This is a genomic window from Streptomyces sp. NPDC093510, from assembly GCF_040683555.1.
Taxonomy (GTDB): Bacteria; Actinomycetota; Actinomycetes; order Streptomycetales; family Streptomycetaceae; genus Streptomyces.
This window is the reverse complement of the sequence record NZ_JBFBEE010000008.1, coordinates 276,488-291,438: the sequence shown is the minus strand read 5'-3', so window position 1 is coordinate 291,438 and position 14,951 is coordinate 276,488. Positions and strand designations below refer to the sequence as shown.

Sequence of the window (14,951 nt, the reverse complement as noted above, 5' to 3'; positions counted from 1 at the left end):
CATGCCTTCCCTCCACCTCGCCGTCGCCATCGACCGGCCCGGCGCCCCCGACGCCCACGAAGCCGACGCCTACGCCGAGTCGGCGCTGCTCGCCGAGCAGGGAGCGCTGGACTTCGTGACGCTCGGCGACTCCTTCGCGCGCCCGGGACCCGACGCGCTCGCCGTGGCCGCCAGGATCGCGCCCGGCACCGGGCGCATCGGCCTCGTGCCGACCGTCACGACCACCCATACCGAGCCGTTCCACGTGCAGGCCGCGGTGGCGACCCTCGACTGGGTCAGCCACGGGCGGGCCGGCTGGACGCTCGACGTGTCGGCGACCGAGGCCGAGGCCCGGCTCTTCGGGCGGCGCGGCGCCGCGTCCCGCGAGGAGCTGTGGCACGAGGCGGGCGAGGTCGCCGACGTCGCCGCCCGGCTGTGGGACAGCTGGGAGGACGACGCGGAGATACGGGACGTGGCGACGGGCCGCTTCATCGACCGGGACAAGCTGCACCACACCGACTTCCAGGGCCGTACGTTCTCGGTGCGCGGGCCCTCCATCGTGCCGCGGCCGCCGCAGGGCCACCCGGTGCGGGTGGTCGACGCGACCGCGCCGCAGGCCCGCGAGACCGCCGCCCGGTACGCGGACGTCGCCCTCGTGCGGGCCGCGTCCGCCGAGCGGGCCGACGCCGCGCGGGCCGAACTGCGGGGCCTGGCCGCGCGATGCGGGCGAGACCCGCGGACGCTGCTGGTGTTCGCCGCCCTCCACGTCGACCTCGGCGGCGGGGAGTGCGCCGCGGAGCCCGGCCACGGAGGCGGGCCGCTGCCCACCGCAGAGGGGCCCGCCTACCGGGGCGGCCCCGTCGACCTGGCCGAGCTGATCGCCGACTGGCACCGGTCGGGCGCCGTCGACGGTTTCCACCTCACACCCGCCGAGCCACGCCGTGACCTGGAGCGGCTCGTCAACGGAACCGTCGCACTGCTCCAGCACCGGGGCCTGTTCCGCACCTTCTATCCGGGCAGCACGCTCCGCGAGCACCTGGAGCTCGCCCGGCCCGCCAACCGATACGCCGCGCTCGCGGGGGAGTCCTCATGACACAGCGCCCCAAGCAGGTCCACCTGGCCGCCCACTTCCCCGGGGTCAACAACACCACCGTCTGGTCCGATCCGAGGTCCCGCTCGCACATCGACTTCTCGTCCTTCGCAGAGCTCGCCCGCACCGCCGAGCGCGGTCTCTTCGACTTCTTCTTCCTCGCCGAAGGGCTGCGGCTGCGCGAGCACAAGGGGCGGATCCACGACCTGGACGTGGTCGGGCGGCCCGAGTCGCTCACCGTCCTGACCGCGCTCGCCGCCGTCACCGAGCGGCTCGGCCTCGCCGGCACCGTCAACGCGACCTTCAACGAGCCCTTCGAGCTGGCCCGCAGATTCGCCTCGCTGGACCATCTGAGCGCGGGCCGTGCCGCCTGGAACGTGGTCACCACCTCGGACGCCTTCACCGGCGAGAACTTCCGGCGCGGCGGCTACCTCGACCGGGCCGACCGGTACACCCGCGCCGCCGAGTTCCTCGCGACGGCGCGCGAGCTGTGGGACTCCTGGACGCCGCAGGGCAGGCCGCGGCCCTTCGCGCACCACGGCGAACACTTCACGATCGAGGGCGAGTTCACCGCGCCGCGCTCCCCGCAGGGGCACCCCGTCGTCATCCAGGCCGGGGACTCGCCGGAGGGGCGCGAGTTCGCCGCGTCCGCCGCCGACGTGATCTTCACGCGGCACGGCACCCTGGAAGCCGGCCGTGAGTTCTACGCCGACGTGAAGGGGCGCCTCGCGAAGTACGGGCGGGCCGCCGACGACCTGAAGATCATGCCCGGCGTCACCTTCGTCCTCGGCGACACCGCCGCCGAGGCGCAGGAGAAGGCGACCGGCATCCGCCGCGAACAGATCTCCCCGCAGAACGCGATCCTCGCCCTGGAGCAGGTCTGGGGCGTCGACCTCTCCGCGTACGACCCGGACGGACCGCTGCCCGACATCGACCCGGACCCGGACTCGCAGCTGGTCCAGGGCCGGGTGAAGATCGGCGACCCGCTCGCCGTCGCCGCGAAGTGGCGGGCGCTCTCCGAGGCCAAGGGGCTCTCCATCCGCCAGACCGTCATCGAGACCACGGCCCGCCAGTCGTTCATCGGCACCCCGGACCAGGTCGCCGCCGACCTGACGGAGTTCGTGCGCACCGGCGCCGCCGACGGCTTCATCCTCGTGCCGCACCTCACCCCCGGCGGGCTCGACGACTTCGTCGACAAGGTGGTGCCGCTGCTCCAGGAACGCGGTGTGCACCGCACGGAATACGAGGGCGCGACGCTGCGCTCCCACCTCGGGCTGCCCGAGCCCGTATGGAAGGGTTGATCACCATGACCGACGACATGACCGACGACATGACCGACGACATGACCGACGACGCGCAGGACTGGAAGCACTGGCATGAGCAGCGGACCCAGACGGTGTCGGCCCCCTACGGGCCGCTCTCCCTCACCGGCACGCACTGGCTCGCCGACCATCCGGACGGACGCCTTCCGGGCATCCCCGGGCACTGGTCCGTGACGTCGGAGTCCGTGACGTCCGAGTCCGTGACATCCGACGCGGTCGTCCTGGCCGCCGGGGACGACGACGGCCTCACCGTCGACGGGCGGCCCCGCACCGGCGAGGTCCGGCTGGACGCCGACAGCGGGCCGGTCGCGGGGGCCCGCGTCGCGCACGGTGCCCGCCGCCTCGTCGTCATCCGGCGCGAAGGCCTGTGGGCGGTGCGCGTCTTCGACCCGGACGCCGCCACGCGCCGCGCCTTCCGGGGCATCGACGCCACCGCGTACGACGCCCGCTGGGCCGTGCCCGGGCGCTTCGTCCCGTACGACGAGGACCGCACCGTCCTCGTCGGCAACGCGGACGGCAAGGAGCGCGGCCTCGGCCTCGGCGGTGAACTCTCCTTCCGCCTCGGGGGAGTCGAGCACACCCTCCAGGTGAGCGTCGAGGCGGACGGATCGCTGTGGGCCGTCTTCGCGGACGCCACCAGTGGGACGTCCAGCTACCGCTTCCGTTTCCTGCGGCCCGCCGCGCCCGACGCGGAAGGGCGCACCACGGTCGACTTCAACCGGACCGTGCTGCCCCCGTGCGCCTTCGCCGACCACTTCGTCTGCCCTTTCCCGCCGCCCGGCAACACGCTGGTCAGCGAGGTGGCGGCGGGAGAGCGGAACCTTCGCCGCTGAGACGTCGGAGGATCGATCACGGCCGAAAGGCGCCCTTGTGCGGCTCGTGCCCACCCCCCAATACTCCCGAGCAGCGCTTGTCAGGAGCACGGCGTAACCGGAATCCGGGCTTGCTCTTTGGCTGCGCCTCACGGGTCCTCAACCCACAAGGACCCACTGACTTCCCTCGGGAGGGAACAACGTGAGGATCAAGCGCACCATCCCCCACAACGGTTCGGCGAGACGCACCCGTCTGCTCGCCATAGCCACCGGACTCGTCGCTGCGGGCGCTCTCGCCGTGCCCGCGGCCAGCGCCCAGGACGGCATGGCGACCTTCAGCGCGTCACAGCTGGAACAGGCCAGTGACGCCGTCCTCGACGCCGATGTCGCGGGCACCGCCTGGGGTGTCGACCCGAAGACCAAGCAGGTCGTCGTGACCGCCGACAGCACGGTCTCCAAGGCCGAGATCGCGAAGCTCAAGGACGCGGCCGGGGCCAGCGCCGACGCGCTGAAGATCGAGCGCACGCCGGGCAAGTTCCAGAAGTACATCTCCGGCGGCGACGCCATCTACGCGAGCAGCTGGCGCTGCTCGCTCGGCTTCAACGTGCGCAACAGCGCCGGCGCCTACTACTTCCTGACCGCCGGTCACTGCACCGACGGCGCGACCACCTGGTGGGCCAACTCGGCGAAGACCACCGTGCTCGGCACCACGTCGGGTTCCAGCTTCCCGACGAACGACTACGGCATCGTGCGGTACACCAACACCTCGATCACCAAGTCGGGCACCGTGGGCAGCCAGGACATCACCCGGGCCGCCGACCCCACCGTCGGACAGAACGTGACCCGGCGCGGTTCCACGACCGGCACGCACAGCGGCCGCGTCACCGCGCTGAACCAGACGGTCAACTACGGCGGCGGCGACGTCGTCTATGGCATGATCAAGACCACGGTCTGTGCCGAGCCCGGCGACAGCGGCGGCCCGCTGTACTCGGGTACCACGGCGCTCGGTCTGACCTCCGGCGGCAGCGGCAACTGCTCGTCCGGCGGTACGACGTTCTTCCAGCCGGTCACCGAGGCACTGCGCGCGTACAACGTGAGCGTCTACTGATCCGGACGCACGGCGCCTGAGCCCGCAGCCAGCAGCGGGCGAGCCCCCGTCCGGACACCGGGCGGGGGCTCGCTCAAGCCCTCGGGGAGAGCTACCTTCGAGGGGAACGCTCAACACGCCCAATTCGGACCCTGGGGGGCCGGCATGGTCGAGGAGCTGGTGGCGGCGGGGCTGACCCTCGGGTCGGTCGGGGTGGTCTACGTGATGGCGGCGGCGCGCGTCGTCAAACAGTACGAGCGAGGTGTGGTGCTGCGCCTCGGACGGCTGCAGCAGTCCGTGCGCGGGCCGGGGTTCACCATGGTCGTGCCGTTCGTGGACCGGCTCCGCAAGGTCAACATGCAGATCGTGACGATGCCGGTGCCGGCGCAGGACGGCATCACGCGCGACAACGTCACGGTCCGGGTGGACGCGGTCATCTACTTCAAGGTGGTCGACGCCGCCGAGGCGGTCATGCAGGTGGAGGACTACCGCTTCGCGGTCTCGCAGATGGCGCAGACGTCGCTGCGCTCCATCATCGGCAAGAGCGACCTGGACGACCTGCTCTCCAACCGCGAGAAGCTCAACCAGGGCCTGGAGCTGATGATCGACTCCCCGGCCATCGGCTGGGGCGTGCAGATCGACCGCGTCGAGATCAAGGACGTGTCGCTGCCGGAGACCATGAAGCGCTCCATGGCCCGCCAGGCCGAGGCCGACCGCGAGCGGCGCGCCCGCGTCATCAACGCCGACGCCGAACTCCAGGCCTCCAAGAAGCTCGCCGAGGCCGCCCACGAGATGTCCGAGGAGCCCGCCGCCCTCCAGCTCCGGCTCCTGCAGACCGTGGTGGCCGTCGCCGCCGAGAAGAACTCCACCCTCGTCCTGCCCTTCCCCGTCGAGCTCCTCCGCTTCCTGGAGCGGGCCCAGCCGGCCCTGCCGCAGCAACAGCAGCCGCCTCCCGCGCCCCCCGCGAAGCTGCCGGAATCCGGAGCGCAAGGGGCGGAAGCCGGAGAGCCGGGCCCCTCGGAAGGATCGAGAACCGGACAGGACTAGTCCTCACAGGCTGACGATCGTTCCTCGCGCGCGGTGTTTGCAACGGGAACCGACGTGGCGTGACCGGGCGCACTCGATGTGCGAGGGGCGCACTGCCGTCCACGTGTGCGCGTCCTGAAGTCGACCTTGTGTGCTACCGGACGGCCTCGGGATAGTGGACGAGGCAACTTTGGCATGGACGCGCCTATTTCAGCGTGGCAACTCCGTGCGGTGCAACCTTGCGGCCCGTCAGGCCCCCACGCCCGCCGGGTCGTTCCCCCCACAGGAGGTCGTGAGTTTTGAAGCACCGACGCATACCCAAGCGGCGTGCCGCCGTGGCAGGCGCGGGCATCGCCGCGCTGGTGGCCGCGGGAATCACCTTCCAGACTGCGAACGCGAGCGAGAACTCCCCGACGCCGACACCGGACACCCTCTCGGTGGCGAAGGCCGGAAAGCTCGCCTCGGCTCTCGGTAAGGACCTCGGCGCGGACGCCGCGGGCACGTACTACGACGCGAAGGCCAAGGCCCTCGTCGTGAACGTGCTGAACCAGAAGGCGGCCGACGCCGTCGAGTCGGCGGGCGGCAAGGCCAGAATCGTCGAGAACTCCCTGGCCGAGCTGAAGAGCGCCCGCGCGACGCTCGACGACAAGGCCGCCGTACCCGGCACCTCGTGGGCGATGGACCCGGCCACGAACAAGGTCGTCGTCACGGCCGACCGCACGGTCAAGGGCGCGAAGCTCGACAAGGTCAGCTCGATCGTGAAGAGCCTCGGCGGCAAGGCCGAACTCAAGCACAGCAAGGGCGAGTACAAGGCCTTCATCGCCGGCGGCGACGCGATCTGGGGCGGCGGCTCGCGCTGCTCGCTCGGCTTCAACGTCGTCAAGGGCGGCGAGCCGTACTTCCTGACGGCCGGTCACTGCGGCAACGCGGTGAAGAGCTGGTCCGACTCGCAGGGCGGCTCGGAGATCGGCGCCACGGAGGAGTCGAGCTTCCCGGGCAACGACTACGCCATCGTCAAGTACACGGCCGACACCCCGCACCCCAGCGAGGTGAACCTCTACAACGGCAGCTCCCAGCCGATCAGCAAGGCCGGGGACGCCACGGTCGGCCAGGAGGTGACGCGCAGCGGCAGCACCACGCAGGTCCACGACGGTGACGTCACCGCGCTCGACGCCACGGTCAACTATCAGGAGGGCCAGGTCGACGGTCTGATCCAGACCACCGTCTGTGCCGAGCCCGGCGACAGCGGCGGCGCGCTCTTCGCCGGTGACACCGCGCTCGGTCTCACCTCGGGCGGCAGCGGCGACTGCTCGTCCGGCGGCGAGACCTTCTTCCAGCCGGTTCCGGAGGCCCTTTCGGCCTACGGAGCGGAGATCGGCTGATCCCGCAGGACACTCGACGCCCCGCCTCCGCGAAAGCGGGGGCGGGGCTTTTTCTGCTTGCGGGAAGCCCGGAGAAGGGACCTTTCGGGACTTTCTTCCCGGAGTTCGGGGACACGAGAAGCAGCAGGCGATGAACGCGTACGCCGACCAGTGCGCTCCGGCCGATCCCCGGATGCCGATGCTCTCCGAGAGGGAGGGGCTCATGCGGCAGGCGTACTACGGCGCGAGCAGCCACTGACGAGCCGCAGGTGCGGACTCACCGCTTGGGCCAGTACCACAGCGGTTCGTCCAGGAGGCTTTCCCGGCCCGCCACCGTCGTCCGGCCCGACTCCTTTGTCAGCTCGATGGAGTTGACGTCGACCTGGTGGCGGGCCGCCCCCTTGGCGACGGCCTCGGCGAGGGGGTGGGCGTGGGTCACCAGGACCACTTGCGTCTCCGTCGTCGCCGTGAGGATCAGGTCGGCGAGCGGGCGCAGGAGGTCCGGGTGCAGGCTCGTCTCCGGCTCGTTCAGGACGAGCAGGGCGGGCGGCCGCGGGGTGAGCAGCGCGGCGGTCCACAGCAGGTAGCGCAGCGTGCCGTCGGAGAGCTCGGCCGGGCCCAGCGGGCGCAGCAGCCCGCGCTGGTGCAGCTGGAGCTCGAACCGGCCGCCGTTGTCGGTGACGTGGACCCGGCTGCCCGGGAAGGCGTCGTCCACCGCGGCGTCGAGCGCCGCGTCGTCGCCGGTCTCGCGGATGGTCTGCAGGGCGGCGGCCAGGTCCGCGCCGTCGTGGGAGAGGACCGGGGTGCGGGTGCCGATCCGGGCGGCGCGGGCGGGCGCGTCGGCGTCGGTGCGCACGTGGTCGTAGAACCGCCAGGAGCGGATCAGCTCGCGCAGCCTCAGCAGGTCGGGTGCCAGCTGCGGGTCGGCGAACTCGCTCAGCATGCTGTCGTACGGCCGGATGCCCTGGGTGCGGTGCCAGCCGCCGTCGGCCGTGCGGGTGCGCGCGGCGGGGCCCGCGCGGTCGCAGAGCAACGACGCGGGCCGCAGGACGGGGCCCGCCCAGGTGGACTCCCGCTTGATCTCCGGGTCGAGCCGGAAGAGGGACGGCGTGCCGTGCGGGCCCGCGCCGCTCGACTGGGGGAGGCCGAAGTCGACCGCGTACCCGAACTCGTCGCCGGCGAAGCCGAGCTTCAGACCGGTGGGTTCCGCCGTCCGCTCGCCCGCCCAGAGCGCGGACGGCAGGCCGCCCTCGCGGGCCAGGGCCGCGACCGCGCCGCCCGTGGCGGAGTCGGCGAGCAGGCGCAGGGCGCGGTACAGGCTGGACTTGCCCGTGCCGTTCGCCCCCGTGACCACGTTCAGCCGGTCCAGCGGGACGATCAGCTTGCGCAGGGAGCGGTAGTTCTCGACGGCGAGTGTGCGGATCATGCGGTTCAGCCTCGCACCCGGGTCTGACAATGCCCTTCGTGCAGCCGGGGGCGCACGCTGCTCACGTCACCCGAGGCGCCTGCTGCCGCTGCCGTAGTTGGTGCCGGTGAGGTCGATGGAGCTGCTGTTGGGCGTTCTGCGCCGGGCGGACAGGGCGAGGGTGACGACGACGCCGAGGACGGCCCAGGCGGAGAGGACGAGCAGCGCCCGGGTGACCGAGTTCCCCTCGAAGTACGCGATGGAGCGGGCGACCCAGGTGCCCGCGCCCGGCGGCAGCCAGGGCCCGATCGCCTCCCAGAAGGGCGGCAGCATCGGCAGCGGGAAGGCGCCGCCCGCGCTGGGGTTGCCCGCGATGACGACGAGGAGGACGGCCAGGCCGATGCCGACGATGCCGGTGAGCGACTGCAGGGCGAGCGTGATCGCGCCGACCCCGAAGATCACCAGGGCGCCGAGGCCCCACAGGCCGAGGACGCTGCCCGGCAGGGCGCCGAGGATCGGCCCGATGATGACCGCGCCGCCGAGCCCGCCGGCGATCGAGTAGAGCGCCATGGTGCCGAGCCTGATGACCGCGCGCGGCACGTTGGAGGCCCGGGAGCCCGCGCTGATCGCGAGGATCGACGCGCACAGATAGCCGCCGACGCACCAGCCGACGACCAGGTAGAAGGACGAGAGGCCGTTGAAGTCCTGGCCCGACGCCGGGGCCACGTCGTCGGTCTTGACCGTGCGCTTCTCGGCCGCGTCGATGTCGGTGGCGAGCGTGGTGAGGGTCCTGGAGAGTGCGGTGCCGCCACCGGAGGCGACCAGGAGGGTGTCGGTGGTGCCGCGGGGGTCGACGAGCAGGGCGCCGTCGATGTCGCGGTTCATGATCTGGCGGCGGGCCGTGGCCTCGTCCTTGAGGACACGGGGGTCGAGCGGGTCGCCGGGGAGCTTCTTCAGCCGGTCGGCGGTCTGCTCGGCCGCGGCACCGGGGGCGACGACTCCGAAGGGCACGTCTGTCGGTTTCGGGTTGTGCAGGGCCCCTACGTAGGAGGCGATGAACAGCAGTTGCAGGGCGAGTACGCCGAGGACGAGCAGGGCTGCTCGCGGAGTGACGGCGCTCTTCAATTCGTCGGCGAACCTCATGTCCCCACGCTCGGGGTCGTGGGTCGTTTCCGCAGGTGGGATGGGCCGAACGGACGACGCAGGGGGCGGGCGGGTCACTCTCCGACAGTGAATCGAACGTGTGTGTCGTACGTGAGTTCGAAACTGGTCTATGGTGGGAGGCGGGGGATGTGAGATCGGATCGGTTCAGGGTTTCAGGAGGTGCGTGTGCCCGGGTTCACGCATCTGCACACCGTCTCCGGGTTCTCCCTGCGCTACGGCGCCTCGCACCCGGAGCGGCTCGCCGAACGTGCCGCCGAGCGGGGCATGGACGCCCTCGCCCTCACCGACCGGGACACCCTCGCGGGCGCCGTCCGGTTCGCCAAGGCCTGCGCCAAGGCGGGCGTGCGGCCGCTGTTCGGGGCCGAGCTCGCGGTGGGCGCGCCCGCCCCGGCCAAGGGCGAGCGGCGCCGGGCCCCCGTACGTGGCGGTGCCTTCATCGACGAGTCGACCCCGCGCGTCACCTTCCTCGCCCGCGACGGCGCTACCGGCTGGGCCGCGCTCTGCCGCCTGGTCACCGCCGCGCACCGCGACGCCGCGGACGGGCAGCCCGTCCTGCCCTGGCAGGAGAACCACGGCGAGGGCCTCACCGTGCTGCTCGGTCCCGCATCCGATGTGGGCCGCGCACTCGCCGCGGGCCGCCCCGACCGGGCCGCCCGCCTCCTCGTCCCCTGGCGCGAGCGGTACGGCGACGCACTGCGCCTGGAGTCCGTCTGGCACGGCCGCGAGGGCACGGGCCCCGGCTCGCTGCGCCTGGCCGCGCGCACCGTCGGCTTCGCCGCCGAACAGGGCGTGCGCCCCGTCCTGAGCAACGCCGTGCGCTACGCCGACCCAGGCCAGGGCCCCGTCGCCGACGTCCTCGACGCCGCCCGCCGCCTCGTCCCCGTCGACCCGACCAAGGAACTCGACAGCGGCGAGCGGTGGCTGAAGGGCGCGGACGACATGCTGCGCGTCGCCGAGCGTGTCGTCGAGGCCGCGGGCTTCCGCCGCGACACCGCCCACCGCCTGCTCGAACAGACCCGGGCGGCCGCCGCCGAATGCCTGGTCGACGCCGAGGACGACATCGGCATCGGCTCCGTGCGCTTCCCCGAACCGCACCTGGTGGGCGCCGGGCGCCGCACCGCGCAGCGCGTCCTCGCCTCGCGGGCGGCGGCGGGCATGGTGCGGCTCGGCCACGACTCCCGGCGCGACTACTGGGAGCGGATGCACCACGAGCTGGACATCATCGACCACCACGGCTACGCCTCGTACTTCCTGACCGTGGCGCAGGTCGTCGACGACGTGCGCGGCCTGGGCATCCGGGTCGCGGCGCGCGGCTCCGGCGCCGGGTCCCTCGTCAACCACCTCATCGGCATCGCGCACGCCGACCCCGTCGAGCACGGGCTGCTCATGGAGCGGTTCCTGTCCAAGCGGCGGCACGTCCTGCCGGACATCGACATCGACGTCGAGTCGGCCCGCCGCCTGGAGGTCTACCGCGCGATCATCGGCCGCTTCGGCCCCGAGCGGGTCGCGACGGTCGCCATGCCCGAGACCTACCGGGTGCGCCACGCCGTACGCGACGTGGGCGCCGCCCTGTCCATGGACCCGGCCGACATCGACAGGATCGCCAAGGCGTTCCCGCACATCCGCGCCCGCGACGCCCGCGCCGCCATGGAGGAACTGCCGGAACTGCGCGCGGTGGCCGAGGAGCTGGGCGACCGCGACCGGCTGTGGGAGCTGGTCGAGGCACTGGACGCGCTGCCGCGCGGCGTCGCCATGCACCCGTGCGGGGTCCTGCTCTCCGACGCCTCACTGCTCGCCCGCACCCCCGTGATGCCGACCAGCGGCGAGGGCCTGCCCATGTCGCAGTTCGACAAGGACGACGTGGAGGACCTCGGCCTGCTCAAGCTGGACGTGCTCGGCGTGCGGATGCAGTCGGCGATCGCGCACGCGGTGGCGGAGGTCGAGCGGGCCACGGGCGACGCGGTGGACGTCGACGACCCGCGCCAGGTCCCGCCGGGCGACCCGGCGACGTACCGGCTCATCAGGTCCGCCGAGACGCTGGGGTGCTTCCAGATCGAGTCGCCGGGCCAGCGGGACCTCGTCGGGCGCCTCCAGCCCGCGACCTTCCACGACCTGGTGGTCGACATCTCGCTGTTCCGTCCCGGCCCGGTCGCCGCCGACATGGTGCGGCCCTTCATCGAGGCCAGGCACGGCCGCGCGCCCGTCCGCTACCCGCACCCCGACCTCGCGGAACCCCTGAAGGAGACGTACGGCGTCGTCGTCTTCCACGAGCAGATCATCCAGATCGTGGACATCATGACCGGCTGCGGGCGCGACGAGGCGGACCGGGTGCGGCGCGGGCTCTCCGACCCCGAGTCGCAGGGCAGAATCCGCTTCTGGTTCGCGCAGCACGCCGCGGCCAGGGGGTACGACGCGGAGACGATCGGCCGCACCTGGGAGATCGTCGAGGCCTTCGGTTCGTACGGCTTCTGCAAGGCGCACGCGGTGGCCTTCGCCGTGCCGACGTACCAGTCGGCCTGGCTGAAGGCCCACCACCCGGCCGCGTTCTACGCCGGGCTGCTCACGCACGACCCCGGGATGTATCCGAAGCGGCTGCTGCTCGCGGACGCGCGGCGCAGGGGGGTGCCGATCCTTCCCCTGGACGTGAACCGGTCGGCGGTCGCCCACCGCATCGAACTGGTGTCCGATGAGGCGGGCAAGGTTGGGCCCAGGGAGGTCTGGGGGCTGCGGCTCGCGCTCTCCGACGTGCACGGCATCAGCGAGGCCGAGGCCGCCCGGATCGCCGACGGGCAGCCCTACTCCTCGCTCGTCGACTTCTGGGAGCGGGCCAGGCCCTCCAAGCCGGTCGCGCAACGGCTCGCGCAGGTCGGCGCGCTCGACGCGTTCGGCGCCAACCGCCGCGACCTGCAACTCCACCTGGCCGAGCTGCGGCGGGGCGCACGCGGCGCCGCCGGCGCCCAACTGCCCCTGGCGGGCGGCCGGAGGGCGGCGCCCGCGGGCCTGCCCGATCTGGACGACGCGGAGCGCCTCAGCGCCGAACTGGGCGTCCTCGGCATGGACTCCTCGCGCCACCTCATGGGCGACCACCGCGCCTTCCTGGAGGAGCTGGGCGTCTTCAGCGCCCGGCGCCTGCGCGAGGCCGAACACGGCGCGACCGTCCTGGTCGCGGGCGCCAAGGCCGCCACGCAGACCCCGCCGATCCGCTCCGGGAAGCGCGTCATCTTCACCACCCTGGACGACGGTACGGGCCTGGTCGACCTGGCCTTCTTCGACGACGCCCACGAGCGGTGCGCGCACACCGTCTTCCACTCCTGGCTGCTGCTCGTACGCGGCGTGGTGCAGCGCCGCGGACCGCGCAGCCTCAGCGTGGTGGGCGCGGCGGCGTGGAACCTCGCGGAGCTCGTGGAGGTGCGGAACGAGGGCGGCCTCGACGCGGTGGCGCAGCGCCTGGCGGAACCGGGACCGGAACCGGGACCGGACTCGGAGCCGGATTCGGAGCCGGCCCCGGTGGCGCAGGGGCGCCGCATCCGCATGGCCAACGGATACGAGATGCACCCCTGGGCGGACCTGCGCCCGGCGGGCGAAGGGACGGCATCGACACGGAAGTTGTGGCACCAGAGCCCGGGGAGCGCGGGATGAACGACGGCATCACCACCCTCTACGTACGCTTCCTGCTGCCACCCATGTGCGAGGCGGTCCTGCCCCAACTGCTCGCCCTGCTCGGCGAGTTCACCCCGCAGGTGGAGGCGTTGCCGCCCGACGCCGCGCTCGTCGACGTGCGGGGCGCGCGGCGGTACTTCGGACGGAACGCCGTCGACCTGGCCGCGCTGATCCGGGTGCGGGCGCTCGCCCTGTACGGGGTGGAGTGCGCGATCGGCGCGGGACCCGGGCCGATGCTGGCGCGGTTGGCCGCGCGCGGCGCCGCCCCCGGCGTGACCCGCGCGGTGCCCGAAGGTCCTGACGGTGTACGGGAGTTCCTCGCCGACCGGCCGGTGGGCGAACTGCCCGGCATCGGCCGCGCCACCGCCCGCACCCTCTGCGAGTACGGCCTCGACTCCCTCGGGAAGGTCGGCGCCGCGCCCCTGTCCACCCTGCAACGGCTGGTCGGCGCCCGCGCGGGCCGCGAGCTCGGCGAGAAGGCGCGGGGCATCGACCGCACCCGGGTCGTGCCGAACGCCGCCGCGCGCTCGCTCTCCGTCGAACGGCCCTTCCCCCGCGACGAACTGGACCCCTTCCGGCACCGCCGCGCACTGCTCTCCGGCGCCGAGGAGCTGGGCGCCAGGATGCGCGGCGAGGACCAGGTGTGCCGCACGCTGACCCTCACCGTGCGGTACGCGGACCGGAGTACGACCGTCCGGACCCGGGCCCTGCCCGAGCCGACCGCGCACTCCACCGCGCTGACCACGGCCGCGTACCGCATGTACGAGGCGCTCGGCCTGCAACGGGCCCGGGTGCGCGCCGTGTCGCTGCGCGCCGAGGGGCTCGGCCCCGCCGAACACGCCGCCCACCAGCTGACGTTCGACCCGGCGGACGAGAAGGCCCGCCGCATCGAGGAGGTGGCCGACCGGGCACGGGAGAAGTTCGGCCCGGGCGCGATCGTGCCGGGGACGCTGGCGGCGTGACCTCTGCGCGGCGTGACCTCTGCGCGGCGCGTTCGCCGGCGCGTCCGTCCGCGAACCGTGCCAGTGACCGCTGGAACTTTTGCCGACGCGCGACTTCACTCTTCCGCTACTCGCGCGTAGCTTGTCGTGTACGCAACATCCTGGTGATCCGGATCACGGCATCGCACCACGTCGTCACAGACTCGACTCCCTTGAGCCGCAAGGAGATCACACGATGCTGCCCTGGAGACGCGCGCTGCGCGCCCTCGCCGCCGCCCTGCTCGTCACGGGCGCGGTCACCCTCGCTCCCGCCGCCACGGCCGCGGCCGACACCGCGCCCTCCGCGACGTCGAGGGGCTGGAACGACTACGGCTGCAAGCCGTCCGCCGCACACCCCCGCCCGGTCGTCCTCGTGCACGGCACCTTCGGGAACTCCGTCGACAACTGGCTCGTCCTCGCCCCCTACCTGGTCAAGCGCGGCTACTGCGTCTACTCCCTGGACTACGGCCAGTTGAAGGGCGTGCCGTTCTTCAACGGGCTCGGCCCCATCGACAAGTCGGCCGAGCAGCTCGACGGCTTCGTCGACAAGGTGCTCGCCTCGACGGGCACGAAGGAGGTGGACCTCGTCGGCCACTCGCAGGGTGGCATGATGCCCCGCCACTACCTCAAGTTCCTCGGCGGCGCCGACGAGGTGAACGCCCTGATCGGCCTCGCCCCCGACAACCACGGCACCACCCTGCTGGGCCTCACCAGGCTGCTGCCGTACTTCCCCGGCATCGAGGACCTGCTGACCACGAACACCCCGAGCCTCGCCGACCAGGTCGCGGGATCGCCCTTCCTCACCAGGCTCAACGAGGGCGGCGACACGGTGCCCGGCGTGCGCTACACCGTCATCGCCACCAAGTACGACGAGGTCGTCACCCCGTACCGCAGCCAGTTCCTGAACGGCCCCGACGTCCGCAACGTCACCCTTCAGGACCTGTGCCCCGTCGCCCTCTCGGAGCACGTCGCGATCGGGGTCCTGGACCGCGTCGCCCACCACGAGGTCGCGAACGCCCTCGACCCGGCGCACGCGACGCCGAGCACCTGCCTGTCGTAGCCGCG

11 protein-coding genes are annotated in these 14,951 nt (G+C 72.6%); 9 read left to right on the top strand and 2 right to left on the bottom strand.

Translation table 11 applies throughout. From position 1 onward, the window contains the following. Nucleotide 1: 1 nt before the first annotated feature. From AB0N81_RS15600 to AB0N81_RS15575, 6 genes are all read left to right on the top strand, one after another. Complete coding sequence (locus tag AB0N81_RS15600; protein ID WP_365358345.1) at nucleotides 2–1,072, top strand: LLM class flavin-dependent oxidoreductase; 1,071 nt, start codon at nucleotides 2–4, stop codon at nucleotides 1,070–1,072. Further along, nucleotides 1,069–2,370: an NtaA/DmoA family FMN-dependent monooxygenase gene (locus tag AB0N81_RS15595; RefSeq protein WP_365358344.1), complete on the top strand. Its 1,302-nt coding sequence runs from the start codon at nucleotides 1,069–1,071 to the stop codon at nucleotides 2,368–2,370. Before AB0N81_RS15600 ends, AB0N81_RS15595 begins: the two co-directional genes overlap by 4 nt. 5 nt (nucleotides 2,371–2,375) lie before the next feature. Further along, nucleotides 2,376–3,224, top strand: coding sequence for a DUF1684 domain-containing protein (locus AB0N81_RS15590; protein ID WP_365358343.1), 849 nt, complete (start codon nucleotides 2,376–2,378; stop codon nucleotides 3,222–3,224). 181 nt (nucleotides 3,225–3,405) lie between these two features. After that, nucleotides 3,406–4,311, top strand: coding sequence for a S1 family peptidase (locus AB0N81_RS15585; RefSeq protein WP_365358342.1), 906 nt, complete (start codon nucleotides 3,406–3,408; stop codon nucleotides 4,309–4,311). Nucleotides 4,312–4,455: 144 nt separating this feature from the next. Continuing rightward, nucleotides 4,456–5,337: a slipin family protein gene (locus AB0N81_RS15580; protein WP_365358341.1), complete on the top strand. Its 882-nt coding sequence runs from the start codon at nucleotides 4,456–4,458 to the stop codon at nucleotides 5,335–5,337. A 278-nt stretch (nucleotides 5,338–5,615) separates the two neighbouring features. Beyond that, nucleotides 5,616–6,698: a S1 family peptidase gene (locus tag AB0N81_RS15575; RefSeq protein WP_365358340.1), complete on the top strand. Its 1,083-nt coding sequence runs from the start codon at nucleotides 5,616–5,618 to the stop codon at nucleotides 6,696–6,698. 256 nt (nucleotides 6,699–6,954) lie between these two features. On the opposite strand, the gene AB0N81_RS15570 is transcribed toward AB0N81_RS15575, so the two are convergent. Next, nucleotides 6,955–8,103 (bottom strand): AAA family ATPase, encoded by a 1,149-nt coding sequence (locus AB0N81_RS15570; protein ID WP_365358339.1) that lies wholly within the window; start codon nucleotides 8,101–8,103, stop codon nucleotides 6,955–6,957. 66 nt (nucleotides 8,104–8,169) lie between these two features. After that, on the bottom strand, nucleotides 8,170–9,225 hold the full coding sequence (locus AB0N81_RS15565; protein WP_365358338.1) for a DUF3533 domain-containing protein: 1,056 nt from the start codon (nucleotides 9,223–9,225) through the stop codon (nucleotides 8,170–8,172). A 186-nt stretch (nucleotides 9,226–9,411) separates the two neighbouring features. On the opposite strand from AB0N81_RS15565, the gene AB0N81_RS15560 reads away from it, so the two are divergent. The 3 genes from AB0N81_RS15560 (at nucleotide 9,412) to AB0N81_RS15550 (ending at nucleotide 14,946) form a co-directional block, all read left to right on the top strand. After that, on the top strand, nucleotides 9,412–12,885 hold the full coding sequence (locus AB0N81_RS15560) for a DNA polymerase III subunit alpha (protein WP_365358337.1): 3,474 nt from the start codon (nucleotides 9,412–9,414) through the stop codon (nucleotides 12,883–12,885). Nucleotides 12,886–12,893: 8 nt separating this feature from the next. Beyond that, nucleotides 12,894–13,868: a hypothetical protein gene (locus AB0N81_RS15555; protein ID WP_365358442.1), complete on the top strand. Its 975-nt coding sequence runs from the start codon at nucleotides 12,894–12,896 to the stop codon at nucleotides 13,866–13,868. 214 nt (nucleotides 13,869–14,082) lie between these two features. Beyond that, a complete protein-coding gene (locus AB0N81_RS15550; RefSeq protein WP_365358336.1) occupies nucleotides 14,083–14,946 on the top strand; it encodes an alpha/beta fold hydrolase in 864 nt (287 codons plus the stop codon). The last annotated feature ends 5 nt before the right edge of the window (nucleotides 14,947–14,951 follow it).